The 13370-nt window shown below is 67.9% G+C and carries 16 protein-coding genes; 11 read left to right on the forward strand and 5 right to left on the reverse strand.

The window, feature by feature from the left end; translation table 11 throughout:
- Positions 1-14 precede the first annotated feature (14 nt).
- The 7 genes from urtB to ACR3IO_RS14605 are packed head-to-tail and all read left to right on the forward strand — an operon-like array spanning position 15 to position 6473.
- A complete protein-coding gene (gene urtB, locus ACR3IO_RS14575) occupies positions 15-899 on the forward strand; it encodes an urea ABC transporter permease subunit UrtB (RefSeq protein ID WP_434071932.1) in 885 nt (294 codons plus the stop codon).
- Between the two features lie 23 nt (positions 900-922).
- On the forward strand, positions 923-2011 hold the full coding sequence (urtC, locus tag ACR3IO_RS14580) for an urea ABC transporter permease subunit UrtC (RefSeq protein ID WP_434071933.1): 1089 nt from the start codon (positions 923-925) through the stop codon (positions 2009-2011).
- On the forward strand, positions 2008-2823 hold the full coding sequence (gene urtD / locus ACR3IO_RS14585) for an urea ABC transporter ATP-binding protein UrtD (RefSeq protein ID WP_434071934.1): 816 nt from the start codon (positions 2008-2010) through the stop codon (positions 2821-2823). Before urtC ends, urtD begins: the two co-directional genes overlap by 4 nt.
- A 1-nt stretch (position 2824) precedes the next feature.
- Positions 2825-3508, forward strand: coding sequence for an ATP-binding cassette domain-containing protein (locus ACR3IO_RS14590; protein ID WP_434071935.1), 684 nt, complete (start codon positions 2825-2827; stop codon positions 3506-3508).
- A complete protein-coding gene (locus ACR3IO_RS14595) occupies positions 3489-5288 on the forward strand; it encodes a purine-cytosine permease family protein (protein ID WP_434071936.1) in 1800 nt (599 codons plus the stop codon). The genes ACR3IO_RS14590 and ACR3IO_RS14595 overlap by 20 nt, the downstream gene beginning before the upstream one ends.
- Positions 5288-5854, forward strand: coding sequence for a TetR/AcrR family transcriptional regulator (locus ACR3IO_RS14600; RefSeq protein ID WP_434071937.1), 567 nt, complete (start codon positions 5288-5290; stop codon positions 5852-5854). The genes ACR3IO_RS14595 and ACR3IO_RS14600 overlap by 1 nt, the downstream gene beginning before the upstream one ends.
- 25 nt (positions 5855-5879) lie before the next feature.
- Positions 5880-6473: a TetR/AcrR family transcriptional regulator gene (locus ACR3IO_RS14605; protein WP_434071938.1), complete on the forward strand. Its 594-nt coding sequence runs from the start codon at positions 5880-5882 to the stop codon at positions 6471-6473.
- A 266-nt stretch (positions 6474-6739) separates the two neighbouring features.
- On the opposite strand, the gene ACR3IO_RS14610 is transcribed toward ACR3IO_RS14605, so the two are convergent.
- Positions 6740-6994 carry a hypothetical protein gene (locus tag ACR3IO_RS14610; protein ID WP_434071939.1) on the reverse strand — a complete coding sequence of 85 codons (255 nt, stop codon included), beginning with the start codon at positions 6992-6994 and terminating at the stop codon, positions 6740-6742.
- A gap of 11 nt (positions 6995-7005) precedes the next feature.
- Positions 7006-7881, reverse strand: a complete 876-nt coding sequence (locus ACR3IO_RS14615; protein WP_434071940.1) for an ion transporter — start codon at positions 7879-7881, stop codon at positions 7006-7008.
- A 189-nt stretch (positions 7882-8070) separates the two neighbouring features.
- Between ACR3IO_RS14615 and ACR3IO_RS14620 the strand changes: the two genes are divergently transcribed.
- A complete protein-coding gene (locus tag ACR3IO_RS14620; protein ID WP_434071941.1) occupies positions 8071-8568 on the forward strand; it encodes a hypothetical protein in 498 nt (165 codons plus the stop codon).
- A 145-nt stretch (positions 8569-8713) separates the two neighbouring features.
- The gene (locus ACR3IO_RS14625) at positions 8714-9010 is read left to right on the forward strand and encodes a DUF2277 domain-containing protein (RefSeq protein WP_434071942.1); all 297 of its coding nucleotides are present in this window, start codon (positions 8714-8716) and stop codon (positions 9008-9010) included.
- A gap of 29 nt (positions 9011-9039) precedes the next feature.
- On the opposite strand, the gene ACR3IO_RS14630 is transcribed toward ACR3IO_RS14625, so the two are convergent.
- Both ACR3IO_RS14630 and ACR3IO_RS14635 read right to left on the reverse strand, forming a co-directional pair.
- Entirely contained in the window at positions 9040-9231 is a 192-nt protein-coding gene (locus ACR3IO_RS14630; protein WP_434071943.1) for a hypothetical protein, read from the reverse strand.
- A gap of 108 nt (positions 9232-9339) precedes the next feature.
- Positions 9340-10272 (reverse strand): alpha/beta fold hydrolase, encoded by a 933-nt coding sequence (locus tag ACR3IO_RS14635; protein ID WP_434071944.1) that lies wholly within the window; start codon positions 10270-10272, stop codon positions 9340-9342.
- A gap of 224 nt (positions 10273-10496) precedes the next feature.
- Between ACR3IO_RS14635 and ACR3IO_RS14640 the strand changes: the two genes are divergently transcribed.
- On the forward strand, positions 10497-11447 hold the full coding sequence (locus tag ACR3IO_RS14640; RefSeq protein WP_434071945.1) for an alpha/beta hydrolase: 951 nt from the start codon (positions 10497-10499) through the stop codon (positions 11445-11447).
- A 315-nt stretch (positions 11448-11762) separates the two neighbouring features.
- Here ACR3IO_RS14640 and ACR3IO_RS14645 read toward each other — a convergent pair whose 3' ends face one another.
- Positions 11763-12215, reverse strand: coding sequence for a GNAT family N-acetyltransferase (locus ACR3IO_RS14645; RefSeq protein ID WP_434071946.1), 453 nt, complete (start codon positions 12213-12215; stop codon positions 11763-11765).
- Positions 12216-12532: 317 nt separating this feature from the next.
- Between ACR3IO_RS14645 and ACR3IO_RS14650 the strand changes: the two genes are divergently transcribed.
- Complete coding sequence (locus ACR3IO_RS14650; RefSeq protein WP_434071947.1) at positions 12533-13270, forward strand: alpha/beta fold hydrolase; 738 nt, start codon at positions 12533-12535, stop codon at positions 13268-13270.
- Positions 13271-13370 lie beyond the last annotated feature (100 nt).

Genomic DNA, 13370 nt, shown 5'->3' on the forward strand with positions numbered 1-13370 from the left:
GAGAGCGAACGCACGTGGATGCACTCATACCGCCGTTGTTGAACGGCACCGCGCTGGGCGCGCTGCTGCTGCTCGCAGCGCTCGGGCTCACCCTCACCTTCGGCCAGATGGGGGTGATCAACATGGCGCACGGCGAGTTCATCATGGCCGGTGCGTTCATCGCGTACCTGACCCAACTGGTGGTCATCTCCAGCAACGTCTCGATCCTGCTCGCGCTGCCGCTGGCCTTCATCGGAGCGGGACTCCTCGGCCTCCTTCTCGAGATCGGCATCATCCAGTGGATGTACCGACGACCTCTCGACACCCTCCTGGTCACGGTCGGTGTGGCTCTGATCCTGCAGCAGATCGCACTGCAGATCTTCCCCGCACAGGGCGTGCCCGTGGAGGCCCCCGACTGGCTCAGCGGGCAGATCGACGTCTTCGGCTACGCGTGGCCCCTCCGGCAGCTGTTCACCATCGTGCTCGCAGTCCTGTGCCTGATCGCGCTGGCGGCATGGCTCAAGTACTCGTCCTTCGGGCGCCGGATCAGGGCGACCGTCCAGAACCGGGACCTCGCCGAGACCAGTGGCATCCGCACCCGCAACATCGACCGCATCACGTTCTTCGTGGGTTCGGGCCTGGCAGGCGTCGCCGGAGTCGCAGCGTCCCTGATCGGCGGCACGAACTCCCAGATGGGCACGCAGTACATCATTCCCGCGTTCCTCGTCGTCGTCGCCGGCGGTGTCGGCCAGATCAAGGGCACCGTGATCGCCGCGTGGGCTCTGGGCATCGCCCTGTCGTTCTTCGCCGACTGGACCACCGGAAGCATGGCCCAGGTGCTCGCCTTCGTCCTGCTCGTCGTGTTCCTGCAGTTCCGTCCACAGGGCCTGTTCACGGTCCGCACCCGGGGGTTGACATGACCAAACTCAAGCCGTGGCTTCCAGTGATCGGCATCGCGGTGTTCGCCGTGCTGCTCCTGGTCGTCGCCCCAGCCGTGCTGTCCATGCATTGGCTCAACAACCTCGGCAAGTACTGCTGCTGGGCGATCGCCGCGGTGGGGATCGGCCTCGCCTGGGGTCGCGGAGGCATGCTGGTCCTCGGCCAAGGGGTCTTCTTCGGGCTCGGTGCCTACGCCATGGCGATGCACCTCACGCTGGAGAGCACGGCCGCCGGCAGTCTTCCCGTCTTCATGATCCTGTACGACCCGTTGGCGTCGCTTCCCGCCTTCTGGGAGCCGTTCCGCAGCGACGCGTTCACGCTGGCGGCCATCGTGCTGCTGCCGGTGATCGTGGCCGGGGTCCTCGGCTACGCCCTGTTCAAGCGCAGAATCAAAGGGGCGTACTTCGCGATCCTCTCCCAGGCACTCGCCGTGGCCCTCGCCGTCCTGATCAGTTCGACGATCCGCGAGACCGGTGGCGACACCGGGCTCAGCGACTTCAAGTACTTCTTCGGCTTCGTCTTGAACGACGATGCGAACAAGGTCATGGTCTTCATGATCGCCGCCTCGCTGCTGATCCTCTGCCTGCTCGCGGTGTGGCAGCTCAACCGCAGCCGATTCGGCGAACTGCTGATCGCCACGCGCGATGCCGAAGAGCGCGTTCGCTTCCTCGGCTACGACCCCGCCAACATCAAGCTGGTCGCCTATGTGGTCGCCGCGCTGATGGCGAGCATCGCGGGTGCACTCTTCGTCCCCATCGTCGGCATCATCACGCCGGCTGAGATCGGCGCCTCCGCCTCGATCCTGATGATCGCCGGCGTGGCGCTGGGTGGGCGTGCGTCGCTGTTCGGCCCGGCGCTCGGAGCGATGGCGATCGGATGGGGGCAGTCGAGTCTCGGATCCAGCTGGCCCGATGGGTGGGTCTACATCCTGGGACTCGTCTTCATCCTCGTGACGCTCTTCCTCCCGATGGGGCTATCCTCCCTGTTCGAGAAGGCGAAGGGCCTGCTGTGGCGTTCGCGCACACCACCGCTCGAATCGCTTGCCGAGCCCGCACCCGTGCTCGAGCGTGTCGGCGAAAGGGTGACGAAGTGACCGCCGCCGGTGGTTCGCTCGTCGTCACCGACCTGCGTGTCGAGTTCGATGGATTCGTTGCCGTCGGCGGCGTCTCCTTCGACGCCCATCCGGGCGAGGTCCGCTTCCTCATCGGCCCGAACGGGGCCGGCAAGACCACCTGCATCGACGCCATCACCGGCCTGTCCAAGGGCACCGGATCGGTCACGCTCGGCGACCAGGAGCTCCTGGCCAGGTCCACGCAGAAGATCGTGCGGCTCGGAGTGGGCCGCACCTTCCAGACCGCCAGCGTCTTCGAGCGGCTCTCAGTGCTGCAGAACCTCGACATCGCGGCGGGGCTCCACCGCTCTTCGCTCTCGCTGCTGCGGGCCCGCCGCGGCGTCGATCCGGCGATCGAGTCGGCGCTGGAGGAGATCGGCCTCATCGATGAGCGCGAGACTCCCGCCGGCATCCTGTCCCACGGCCAGAAGCAGTGGCTGGAGATCGGCATGATGCTCGTGCAGGAACCGCGTGCGCTGCTGCTCGACGAGCCCGTCGCCGGAATGAGCCAGGACGAACGGACCGCCACGGGAGAACTGCTGCAGCGCATCGCCCAGCGCCGCATCGTCCTCGTCGTCGAACACGACATGGACTTCATGCGCCGGTACGCGTCGCGTGTCACGGTCCTGCATCAGGGAAAGGTCCTGTCGGAGGGTGCCGTCGCCCAGGTGCAGGCCGACCCCAGGGTGCAGGAGGTCTACCTCGGCACCGCCGCGACCACGCCCGTCGGGCCCGTGGCGCCCGGCACGACGACGGAGGCGACGGATGCCGCAATGCAGGGAGAGGAAGACTGACATGCTCGAGCTGAACGAAATCCGGGCAGGGTACGGCCCGACGCTCGTGCTGCACGGCGTGACGTTGCCTGCCGCCAAGGTGGTCGCGGTGCTCGGCCACAACGGCGCCGGCAAGTCGACGCTGCTGCGCGTCGCGATCGGACTCATCAAGCCGCGCAGCGGACAGGTCATCTTCGATGGAGACGACGTCACGTCGCTGCCGCCCAATAAACGTGTCGCACGTGGCATGGCATACGTGCCGCAGGGCCAGCAGTCGTTCCCGCAACTCACGACGATGGAGAACCTGCAGCTCATCGCCGATGGGCGCAAGCGCGGCAAGTCGCTCATCGAGCAGCAGCTTTCGCGTTTCCCCGCCCTGGAGAAGTTCGCCACGCGCAAGGCCGGCCTGCTCTCGGGCGGTCAGCGTCAGCAACTCGCGATCGCCCGGGCGCTCATCACCGAGCCGAAGCTGCTCATCCTCGACGAGCCCACCGAGGGCATTCAGCCGACGATCGTCGCTGAGATCGAGCACACGGTGATGCAGCTCGCGAGCGAGGGCCTCTCCGTACTGCTCGTCGAGCAGCACATCGGCTTCGCGTTGGCGGCTGCGGACAAGTACCTCGTGCTCGCGAGCGGCTTCGCGGCGAGCACAGGCGAAGGCGGAGCCTCCGCGGCCGAAGGCGTGCGTGAGGCGATGGCGATCTGACGCTGCCTGCGCGCAATGCGGCTGTAACACGCGACCCGGGACAATGGCCCGACATGCGAGGCGGCGGGAGTGCGACGTGGCGAGGGCAGACAATGCGCGGGCAGCCGCCGAAGACAGCCTCGAAGACTATGCCTTCCGCTACGTTCCCCGCACGTTTCGGCGCTGGAGCGCCGGCTCCATCGGGATCACGGCCCTCGGCTCGATCGCGTTCCTCGCCGATTTCTCGATCGGGGCCAGTGTCGGGATCGAGCACGGGACGAACAACGCCGTGCTCGGCATCCTGTTCGCGTCGGTCATCATCTTCATCGTCGGCCTGCCCATTGCCTACTACGCCGCCCGATACAACCTGGACCTGGATCTGATCGCACGCGGGTCGGGCTTCGGCTACTACGGCTCATCGATCACGACGGTGATCTTCGCCGTCTTCACGTGCATCTTCTTCGCCCTGGAGGGGGCGATCATGGCGCAGGGGCTCCACATCGCGATCGCCATCCCGCTTCCGATCGGCTACTTCGTCTCCACGGTCGTGGTGATCCCGATCGTGATCTACGGGATCCGCGCTCTCGAGCGCCTGCAGTTCTGGACCACGCCGCTGTGGCTCGCCCTCGCGCTGCTGCCGCTCCTCTGGGTGATCGTGTCAGACCCCGACGCGGTGAGCGCGTTCGTCGCGTTCACGGGGGCATCGAACGGCGCCGTCAGGTTCGAAGCGATCATCGCGAGTGCCGCCGTCTGCTTCGCGCTGACGCCCCAGTTGGCCGAGCAAATCGACGTGATCCGGGCGATGCCGCCGCGCACGCGCGTGAACCGGCGGTCGTGGTGGGCCTCGCTCATGTTCGCCGGGCCCGGCTGGGTGCTCTTCAGCGGCATCAAGCAGGTGATCGGCGTCTTCCTCGCGGTCTACCTCATCACGCGCGTCGACCCGGATCTCGGTCAGCAGGCCGCCGAGCCGGTCCGACAATTCATCGCCCTCTACGAATCGATCATGCCGGAGTGGCTGGCGATCGGGTTGGCGCTCGTTCTCGTCGTGGTCGCCCAGGTGAAGATCAACGTCACGAATGCCTACTCGGGGTCGCTGGCGTGGTCGAACGTCTACACCCGACTCACCAAGACCTACCCAGGCAGATCGATCTTCATCTTCTTCAATCTCGCGATCGCGCTCGGGCTGATGTGGATGGACGTCTTCAGTCTCATCAGCTTCGTGCTCAGCCTCTACGCGAACGTCGTGATGGCGTGGCTGGTCACGATCGCCGCCGATATCGCGATCAACAAGCATGTGCTGCACCTCTCGCCGACCTACCCGGAGTTCCGTCGCGGCATGCTGCGTGATTGGAATCCGGTCGGCCTCGTCTCGGTCGGCCTCGCCTCGCTCCTGTCGCTCGCGGCGTTCGGGGGACTGTTCGGCGAAGGGCCGCGCCCGTTCTCGGTGCTGATCGCCATCGGGGTCGCCGTGATCACCACGCCGCTCATGGCGCTGGTCACTCGCGGCCGGTTCTACCTGCGACGCCAGACGGATGGCATCGCCTCGCCGATACTCGATGCCGACGGCAACCCTTCCGGGGACCGGCTTCGCTGCCATGTCACCGGGTACACGTTCGAGCGGCCGGATATGCTTGCATCGGCGGAGCGAGGGGCTCACGGTGAGACGCAGTACGTGTCGTCACTCGCGCTGACGCTCGATGCGTCGGATCAGTATGTGCTTCCTGTCGAGGCGTCGAGCGGCGAACCTTCGCCGGGGCGAACGGCCGAGGAGACCAGGCGGTCGAAGGAAAGGGGCGGATGATGCCGGATGGGGTCGATACTCCGACCGCGATCCTCGCCAAGACCGCCGCGGCGCTGCGCGAGAATCCATTCGACGACATCTCGTACGGCACCCTCGGCGAGGCGGTGGGCGTGTCGGAGAGGACGGTCTACCGTCATTTCCCGACGAGATCGCATCTCCTGGAGGGTGTCGCGGGCTGGATCGAGTTCACCGAGTTCCCGTTGCCACCGTTCATCACGGTCGCTCAATTCGAGGAGGCGTCGCACGCCCGTTTCCTGGCCTTCGATTCGTCGCCGGCGTTCGCTTTCGTGTGTGCGCGCGCGGCATCCATCTCACCGACTGGAGAACCGGAGGCCACGTTCTTCACACGCGCTCTCGTGGCGATGCTCGCGACGAATCACCCTTCGGTGAATGAACGCGATCTGCGCCGGGTGGCGTCCACGCTGCGCTACTTCGCGTCGGCGCAGTTCTGGGCGCGCATGCGGACGGGCTTCGACATGAGCGCGCCCGAGATCTCAGATGTCTTCGACCGGTCCGTCGCCCAGGTCCTGAACGTCCTTCCGGCCCTGTCACGGACATCGAGATGAACCGTTCCTCCGCTCGAGCGCGGGCATGACGATGCCCGCCACCTCCGAACCCGACGGTCGACCTGCGAGCGACGTCAACCGCACCCAGGAGGCGATCCTCGCCGCCTACGCAGAGCTGATCGAAGAGCTCGGCACCGACGACGTGTCGTTCCGGCTGATCGCCCGACGTGCGGGAGTCGGCGAGCGCACGATCTTCCGAAACTATGCAACGCGGGTCGACCTGCTGCTCGCTGCGGCCGCATGGATCGAGCGTCGGATCTTCCCGCGCGAAGACGCTCCGAGCATCTTCGACATGCCGCTCACGATCCGTGCGGCGATGGAGTCGTACGACCGTCGACCGGAACTGACGCACGTCGTGGCCGAGACCGCGATGCGGGGGATCAGCGGCGCGACGCCCAGCCCGCGGAGGGCCATGCTCGAGGAGATGATCGACGCCGAGGTGCCTTCGCTCGGGGCGCCCGAGCGCAGGGCGATCGTCGCGGCCCTGGCTCACCTCGATTCGGCGGCGACGTGGGTCACCTTCCGTCGCGAGTTCGGCATGACACGCAGCGACATCGCCGACGCCGCGGGTTGGGCGGCGGAGGCGGTGCTCGATCCGATACGCTCCCGCGTCGGCTGAGGCAGGCGAGTCCTGAGCGCGGTGACGGGCCGACGACGGCTCGATGATCCGGCGAAAACACGGAGCGAGTCGGTCTCCAGGCGGGCTGACGCTTCGAGGACCCCGACGACGACGAGGAGACGGTCGCCCGCGACGTCCAGGAGGAGGAGTCCGACGCTCGCCCCGAGATCGCGACTCCGCTCCCAGATGTCTCGCAGTACGACTCCGCGCTCCTGGGCAGAAGGGGGAGGAGGCGCAGCAGGCCGGTGGTGAGGTCGAGGCGTGGCTCAGATCGGCCTGCTCCAGGGCTGAGCCCGCGCGTCGAGGGTGACATCCGCTTCGATGACGGGAATCGTGACCTCGATCGGCTCGCAGCCGTCCGCGCTGATCGTCACGGTGACGAGCCCAGGGCGACCGGCGGCGCGGATGGCGGCCAAGGCGCGGCCTTCGAACGTCGAATGGGTCGCGCCCGTGAACGTCTCCTCGGTGATCGGGCGTCCACCGCTGAGTCCGAGCAGGGGCCTCGGTACCGCGAGCCGCACGAGGCGTGCGATCAGGATGCCGGGCGGTCCGGACCGCCGAGCAGGAGCTTGATCGACTCGAGGTTCGCCTCCGAGGAGGCGAGTAACGCGCGGATCTCATCGAGGGTGCCCCCGCTACCGGTGGGGAGTGACTCCGGGCCGCCGGCCTCGGCGCTCGTTCCGCCCTCCGGCACGGCCACGTTCGGCGTCGCGGCTGCGGAATCCGCACCCGCCTGACGTGCCCCTGCGTCCTGCTTTCGCGGGGCCAGGAAGAGGTTCGCAAGGTACCCGGTGAAGGTACCGAAGATGCCCACGCCCACGATGATGATGACGACGCCGGCGATGCGGCCCGGGTTGGTGACCGGGTAGTAGTCGCCGTAGCCGACGGTCGAGATGGTGACGATCGTGTACCACAGGGCATCGGATGCGGTCGTGATGTTCGCTCCGGGTGCGTGTTCCTCGAGGAAGAGCATGGTGAGGCTTCCGAATTGCAGCACCAGGACGCCCATGAGCAGCAGCGCATACAACGCGCTTCCGGCGCGGTCCTTGATGAGGGTGCGCCAGAGGGTGCGCGGTCCGACGTCGCGCATGAGGCGGACGACCCGGGCGATGCGGAAGAGTCGCAGGATCTTGAGTTCGGCGAACGGCAGGCTGGCCAGGAGGTCCGCCCAGCCGTAGTGCCGGAAGAAGTACGCACCGCGTTGCGGCGCCGTCGTCAGCCGATACGCGAAGTCCGCGAGGAAGATGGCGCTGAAGAGGATGTTCATGACCCGGAGCACGGTGTTCAGCGCCTCGTCATTGACCACGGTGTACATGAGGACGAGGTTGACGATCGAGAGGATCGACAGCACGCCGATGAAGATCTCGTAGCCCGTGCTCTTCAGCTCGCTCCGCGCCGCCTTCGCCATGCGAGGAGTCTCGCACGGGCCGCCCGCGCGACCCGGTCGCCACGACGCAGCGGCCGAATCGGCCTCGATTCCTCCTGATCAGCTGACGCCGCATCCGACACCGTGCGTGCATGGAAGGATATTGCCGGTGCGGAGTATGGTCGTCGCAGGCTCGGGCGCACCGGATGCCTGAGGCGAAGGGGGAGACCCATGGCCAAGAAGAAGCTCGAGAAAGCGGCGAAGAAGGCGATCGCGAACGCGCGGGAGGCCGTCGACGACGCGGCGAAGGCCGTTCGCAAGCTCGAGCGCACGTCGAAGCGACGCGTGAAGAAGCTCGATGCCGAAGTCGCCGCCCTGACCAAGGACGCGGCCAGGTCGGCGAAGCGCATCGACCGCGCGTCTCGCAAGGTCGAGCGGGCTGCGGCCATCTCGGCATCCGCTGAGGAGCTCGCCCGGGAATCCGAGGACTACGCGACAGGTCGCATCGCCGAGGCGAGGTCCGCTGAGGCCCCAGGTCCGGCGCGCGCCGACCCGAATTCGGTGGAATCCGACGTCTTCGTGGAGCCCGAGATCGACCCGCCGACCTCGCCTGGATCGGCCGTCGAGCCCTCGTTCCGCGAGCTGCGCGACGAGGCGAAGCGGCGATCGATCCCCGGGTACTCGCGGATGAACAAGGCGGCGCTGGTCGAGGCCCTCGGAGGGTCCTGACGGCGCTTCGCGTCTGGAATACCTCGCGCCCGTCGATCGGTTCCTCCTCCCGCCTCGGCGGGCACGATCGCTCGGGCGACGTACTGTCGCCCACCCGCACGCGGAGCCGTCGACGCCACGAGCGACCGCGGGTATCCTCGCTCGCATGTGCCGCAACATCCGGGTCCTTCACAACTTCGAGCCGCCGACGACCGATGACGAGGTGCGCGAGGCCGCACTGCAATTCGTGCGCAAGGTCAGCGGATCGACGCATCCGTCCCGCGCGAACACGGAGGCGTTCGACCGCGCGATCGACGAGATCGCCGAGGCCACGAGACGGCTGCTCGACGGTCTCGTGACGAACGCCCCGCCGAAGAATCGGGAGGCCGAGGCCGTCAAGGGGCGCCAGCGCCACGAGCAGCGGATGGAACGGGAGGTGCGGATCCGCACCGCTGCGGGCTAGGAGGCGAGCCACGCGAGGCTCGCCGCAGCTCACTCCACGAGCGTGACGAAGAGTTCGTACACCATGAACGCGGGCCAGAAGATGCCCTGAAAGAACGCCCCGATGAACTCCCAGAACGCATCGGCGCGCTGGAAGAAGAACACCCAGGCGCCGATGATGCCGAGCCCGTAGATCGCGCCGCCGCCGGCGAAGCATCCGGCGTTCGAACTCCTGTCGGTCATGTCGACCTCCTCTCCCGCCACACCATACGCCGGCCGTGCAGGGACCGACACCCGAGCGCGTCGGGTCAGGGAGCTGCAGCCGATCGAGACGGTACTGGTGTCCGGGAGCTACGCCGCGGGGCGCAGCGCAGCGAGCTTCGCAGCGCTGAGGATCGCGTCGGCGAAGGCGAGCGGTGCCTCCTGCGGGAGGTTGTGGCCGGCGTGCGGCACCTGGCGGTGCTCGTAGGGGCCCGTGAAGCGCGCACCCGCCGTGGCGGCGTCGCGCGCCGGGAAGTTGCCGTCGGCGAGTCCGTCGAGCGTGATGGTCGGCACGGTGATCGAGGGAAGCTGTGGCAGCTGCGCCTCGAGCCTGGAGTACTCGGGTGCGCCGGGCACGTGGAAGAGGCGATGCCGATACGAGTGGATCACCACGTCGACGAAGTCGGGGTTCTCGAACGCGGCCGCGGCGCGGTCGAGTTCGGCGTCGCTGAACTCCCAGTCGGGGGAGTTTCGGCGCCAGATCACCTCCGCGATGCCGCGCCGGTTCTCGGTCAGCCCCACCCGGCCGCGCTCGGTGAGGAAGTAGAAGAAGTACCAGAATCCCGCTTCGAGGTCTGGTCGGATCGGGTGCATCGAGGTGCTGATGTCCTGGATGAGGTATCCGTTGACGGATACGAGCGCGCTGACGCGCTCGGGCCAAAGGGCTGCGACGACGCAGGCGGCGCGGCCGCCCCAGTCGTAGCCGGCGAGGATCGCCTGTGGAATCCCGAGGGCGTCCATGAGCTCGATGACGTCGTGTCCCAGCGCGGCCTGCTGCCCGGTGCGCGGCACCGAGTTGGCGAGGAAGCGGGTCTCGCCGTGCCCGCGCAGGGAGGGCACGATCACGCGGTAACCGGCGTCGGCGAGTTCCGGTGCGACCTCGACGTAGCTGTGGATGTCGTACGGGAATCCGTGCAGCAGCAGCACGGGCGGCCCGTCCGCCGGGCCGGCTTCGAAGTACGCGACGTCGAGGTGCGCGGTATCGACGTGCCGCAGCGGTTGGAGATGAGTGATCGCGCTCATGGTCTGCTCCTGCTCATGGACCGGGGGAGTGACGGGTCGGACCAGGCTCGGACGAACCCGGTCATGAGCTTCGACCGGGCAGCAGGCGTGGCTGTGACGGTGGCAATGGCGTGGTCCTCGCTCGAGCGCGTCGGTCACACCTGGGCGTGCGGCCCGGTCGTAGTTGGCAGGGGCATCGGTCGGATGCGCCAGTTCTCACCACCGACAACGGAAGGCACACGATCATGAACGCGCACATCCTCGACCCCGAGGCGCAGGCCATCGCCGACGCCACCTCGACACCCCCGTTCCTCTACCAACTCGGCGCGGACGGCGCCCGCAAGGTCCTGGACGACCTGCAGGTCGCTCCGATCGACGAGCCCGACGTCGACGAGGAGTGGATCACCGTTCCCGCCGAGGTCGGTGACGTCCAGGTGCGGATCGTCAAGCCGGTCGGCGCGACCGGCCTCCTGCCGACGATCCTCTACATCCACGGCGGCGGCTGGGTGATCGGCAACGCCGCCACCCACGACCGTCTCGTGCGCGAGATCGCGGTCGGCGTCGATGCCGCCGTCGTGTTCGTCGAGTACGACCGATCGCCGGAGGCGAAGCATCCGGTCGCCATCGAGCAGGCCTACGCGACCGCCCAGTGGATCACCACCTCGGGTGCGGAGAAGGGGCTGGATGCGACGCGGCTCGCCGTCGCCGGCGACTCGGTCGGCGGCAACATGACCGCGGTGGTCGCGATCCTCGCGAAGGAGCGCGGCGACGTGTCGTTCGTGCACCAGTCGCTCTACTACCCGGTGACCGACGCCGCCCAGGACACCGACAGCTACCGCGAGTTCGCCGACGGCCCGTACCTGACCGCGGCCGCCATGGCGTGGTTCTGGGACAGCTACCTGCCGGATGTCGCGAAGCGGGCCGACATCACCGCCTCACCGCTTCGCGCCACGACCGAACGACTGACCGGGCTCCCCGAGACGTTCCTGATCACCGACGAGAACGACGTGCTCCGCGACGAGGGCGAAGCGTATGCGCGGCGCCTCGTGGAGGCGGGCGTGCGGACCACGAGCGTGCGGTACAACGACACGCTGCACGACTTCATGATGCTGAACCCGCTCCGCCCCTCCGCTGCGGTGACCGCAGCGGTCGAGCAGGCGGTGCACGTGCTCCGCAAGGCGCTCGGCCGCGCCTGAGGAACATCGTGACCGGGTGGACGACCGCGCCACCGCGCCACAGTGCACCACGGAGGTCGCCATCCACGCGACGTTCACCGCGTTCCCCGGACGGGAGCGCGGTGGACGTCGCGTCACCCGAAACCACCTGACCGGACCCTGGTGGATCGTTCTCATCGCCTCGCACACCTGGAAGAGCATTGCTCCGCCAGCGGCCCCGTCGGACGCTCACCCGTGAGCACGCGAAAGCTCTTGGGACTCTCCTGCGACCCGGAACCAGGACGGGAGGCAACCGAGGGAGCTCGCGTGAGCGTGCCGCCCAGGTGTCGTCGACGCCTACGCGCCATCCCGCTCAGGTGCGATCAGGTCAGCGAACTGTCGATTCTCGGCGATGAACGCCGCGACGACCGGGCACCGCACCGTGATCTGCAGGCCACGTTCGCGGATGTCGTCGAGCGCATCGGCGATGAGTTCGGGTGCGATGCCCCGTCCGCGGAACTCGGGTACGACCGTCGTGGTGAGCACGATGATCCGACCGTCCACGAGGTCGTAGCGGAAGGTGGCGACCTGACGGCCTGCCATGATCGCGGCGTAGACGTGGTCCTCGGAGGAGTGACGCACCCGGATCTCGGAATCGGTGTCGGCCGAAGGGCGGTCGACGTCGTGAACCCCGCTCGTCGCCACCTCGTCGATCAGGGCCACGGTGCCCTCATCGAGGAAGCCGGCGCCGTCGGGGTATCCGGCTGAATCGGGATACTCGATCGGCCTGATTCCCTCGCCTGCGCTCATCATGTCCTCCTCTGTCAGATACGGCTCTCGACAGGATCTCGGCGACGGGTGGGACCAGCCATGCTCTGCTTGGCGCAACCTCCGGGAAGGCCGCCTGAAACCCGGTGCTCCCGCTCTTCTCTCACGGCTCGGCCGAGCCTGTCATGAGCATTGACCGAACGCCCACCGGTGTTGTGACGGAGCGCTCGAATCCGATGCTGCTCCGAGACCCGCGCATCGACGAACTCCGCGGATGTCGTCACACCTCGTCGCCCCGCACGGTCTGAGTTGGTATCGCGTCCGCACCGGGTGGGGGTGATTCGAGAAGGGGAACAGTCATGTCAGATCCGAAGCCGACCGTCGTGTTCGTGCACGGCGCATTCGCCGAGTCCGCCAGCTGGAACGGCGTCATCGCGGCCCTCTACGCCGAGGGCATCACGTCCGTGGCGGTCGCCAACCCGCTCCGCAGCCTCGCCGGCGACGCCGCGTACGTGCGCGACGTGATCGCCTCGATCGACGGGCCCGTCGTGCTCGTCGGCCACTCGTACGGCGGACTCGTGATCAGCGAGGCCTCCGCCGGCAACGACCAGGTCGTCGGCCTCGTGTACGCCGCCGCCTTCGTGCCCGAGCCCGGCGACAGCGCCTTCTCGCTCTCGTCGAGCGAACCCGGCTCCACGCTCGGCGACGCCCTCGACGCCCACCCCATCTCGACCGGCGGGGTCGAACTCGTCATCCGCCGGCCGCTGTTCCGGAACCAGTTCGCGGCAGACGTGCCCGTGCAGGTGGCCGGCCTGATGGGCGCGACCCAGCGACCCGTGACCGAAGCCGCGCTGAAGGAGCCCGTGCAGGCGGTGACGCCCGGCTGGAAGGACCGCCCGTCCTGGCACGTGTTCGGCAGCGAGGACCGTAACATCCCGGTCGCCGTGCATCGCGCTGGCGCCGAGCGCGCGGGGTCGCGTGGCACGACCGAAGTGGCGGGCGCTTCGCACGCCATCAGCGTCTCGCAGCCCGAAGCGGTCGCGGCGACGATCCTGGACGCGGTCCGCGGGGTGACCGAGGACCGAGCGGCCGCGTAGGCGTCGGCCTCATCGCGGCGAGTGTGCGCGGGGCCGGGACCGGCCCCGCGCACGCATGCATGCTCGGCGGAGTCCGAGAATTCTCGAAGAAAGTTCTCGG

The organism is Agromyces sp. Marseille-Q5079 (assembly GCF_051016555.1).
Lineage (GTDB): Bacteria > Actinomycetota > Actinomycetes > Actinomycetales > Microbacteriaceae > Agromyces.

Excerpts from the sequence above, each read along its gene's own strand:
- ACR3IO_RS14590 (WP_434071935.1), top strand. The coding sequence starts at position 2,825 with ATGCTCGAGCTGAACGAAATCCGGGCAGGGTACGGCCCGACGCTCGTG.
- ACR3IO_RS14600 (WP_434071937.1), top strand. The coding sequence starts at position 5,288 with ATGCCGGATGGGGTCGATACTCCGACCGCGATCCTCGCCAAGACCGCC.
- ACR3IO_RS14605 (WP_434071938.1), top strand. The coding sequence starts at position 5,880 with ATGACGATGCCCGCCACCTCCGAACCCGACGGTCGACCTGCGAGCGAC.
- ACR3IO_RS14615 (WP_434071940.1), bottom strand. The coding sequence starts at position 7,881 with ATGGCGAAGGCGGCGCGGAGCGAGCTGAAGAGCACGGGCTACGAGATC.
- ACR3IO_RS14620 (WP_434071941.1), top strand. The coding sequence starts at position 8,071 with ATGGCCAAGAAGAAGCTCGAGAAAGCGGCGAAGAAGGCGATCGCGAAC.
- ACR3IO_RS14625 (WP_434071942.1), top strand. The coding sequence starts at position 8,714 with ATGTGCCGCAACATCCGGGTCCTTCACAACTTCGAGCCGCCGACGACC.
- ACR3IO_RS14630 (WP_434071943.1), bottom strand. The coding sequence starts at position 9,231 with ATGACCGACAGGAGTTCGAACGCCGGATGCTTCGCCGGCGGCGGCGCG.
- ACR3IO_RS14635 (WP_434071944.1), bottom strand. The coding sequence starts at position 10,272 with ATGAGCGCGATCACTCATCTCCAACCGCTGCGGCACGTCGATACCGCG.
- ACR3IO_RS14640 (WP_434071945.1), top strand. The coding sequence starts at position 10,497 with ATGAACGCGCACATCCTCGACCCCGAGGCGCAGGCCATCGCCGACGCC.
- ACR3IO_RS14645 (WP_434071946.1), bottom strand. The coding sequence starts at position 12,215 with ATGAGCGCAGGCGAGGGAATCAGGCCGATCGAGTATCCCGATTCAGCC.
- ACR3IO_RS14650 (WP_434071947.1), top strand. The coding sequence starts at position 12,533 with ATGTCAGATCCGAAGCCGACCGTCGTGTTCGTGCACGGCGCATTCGCC.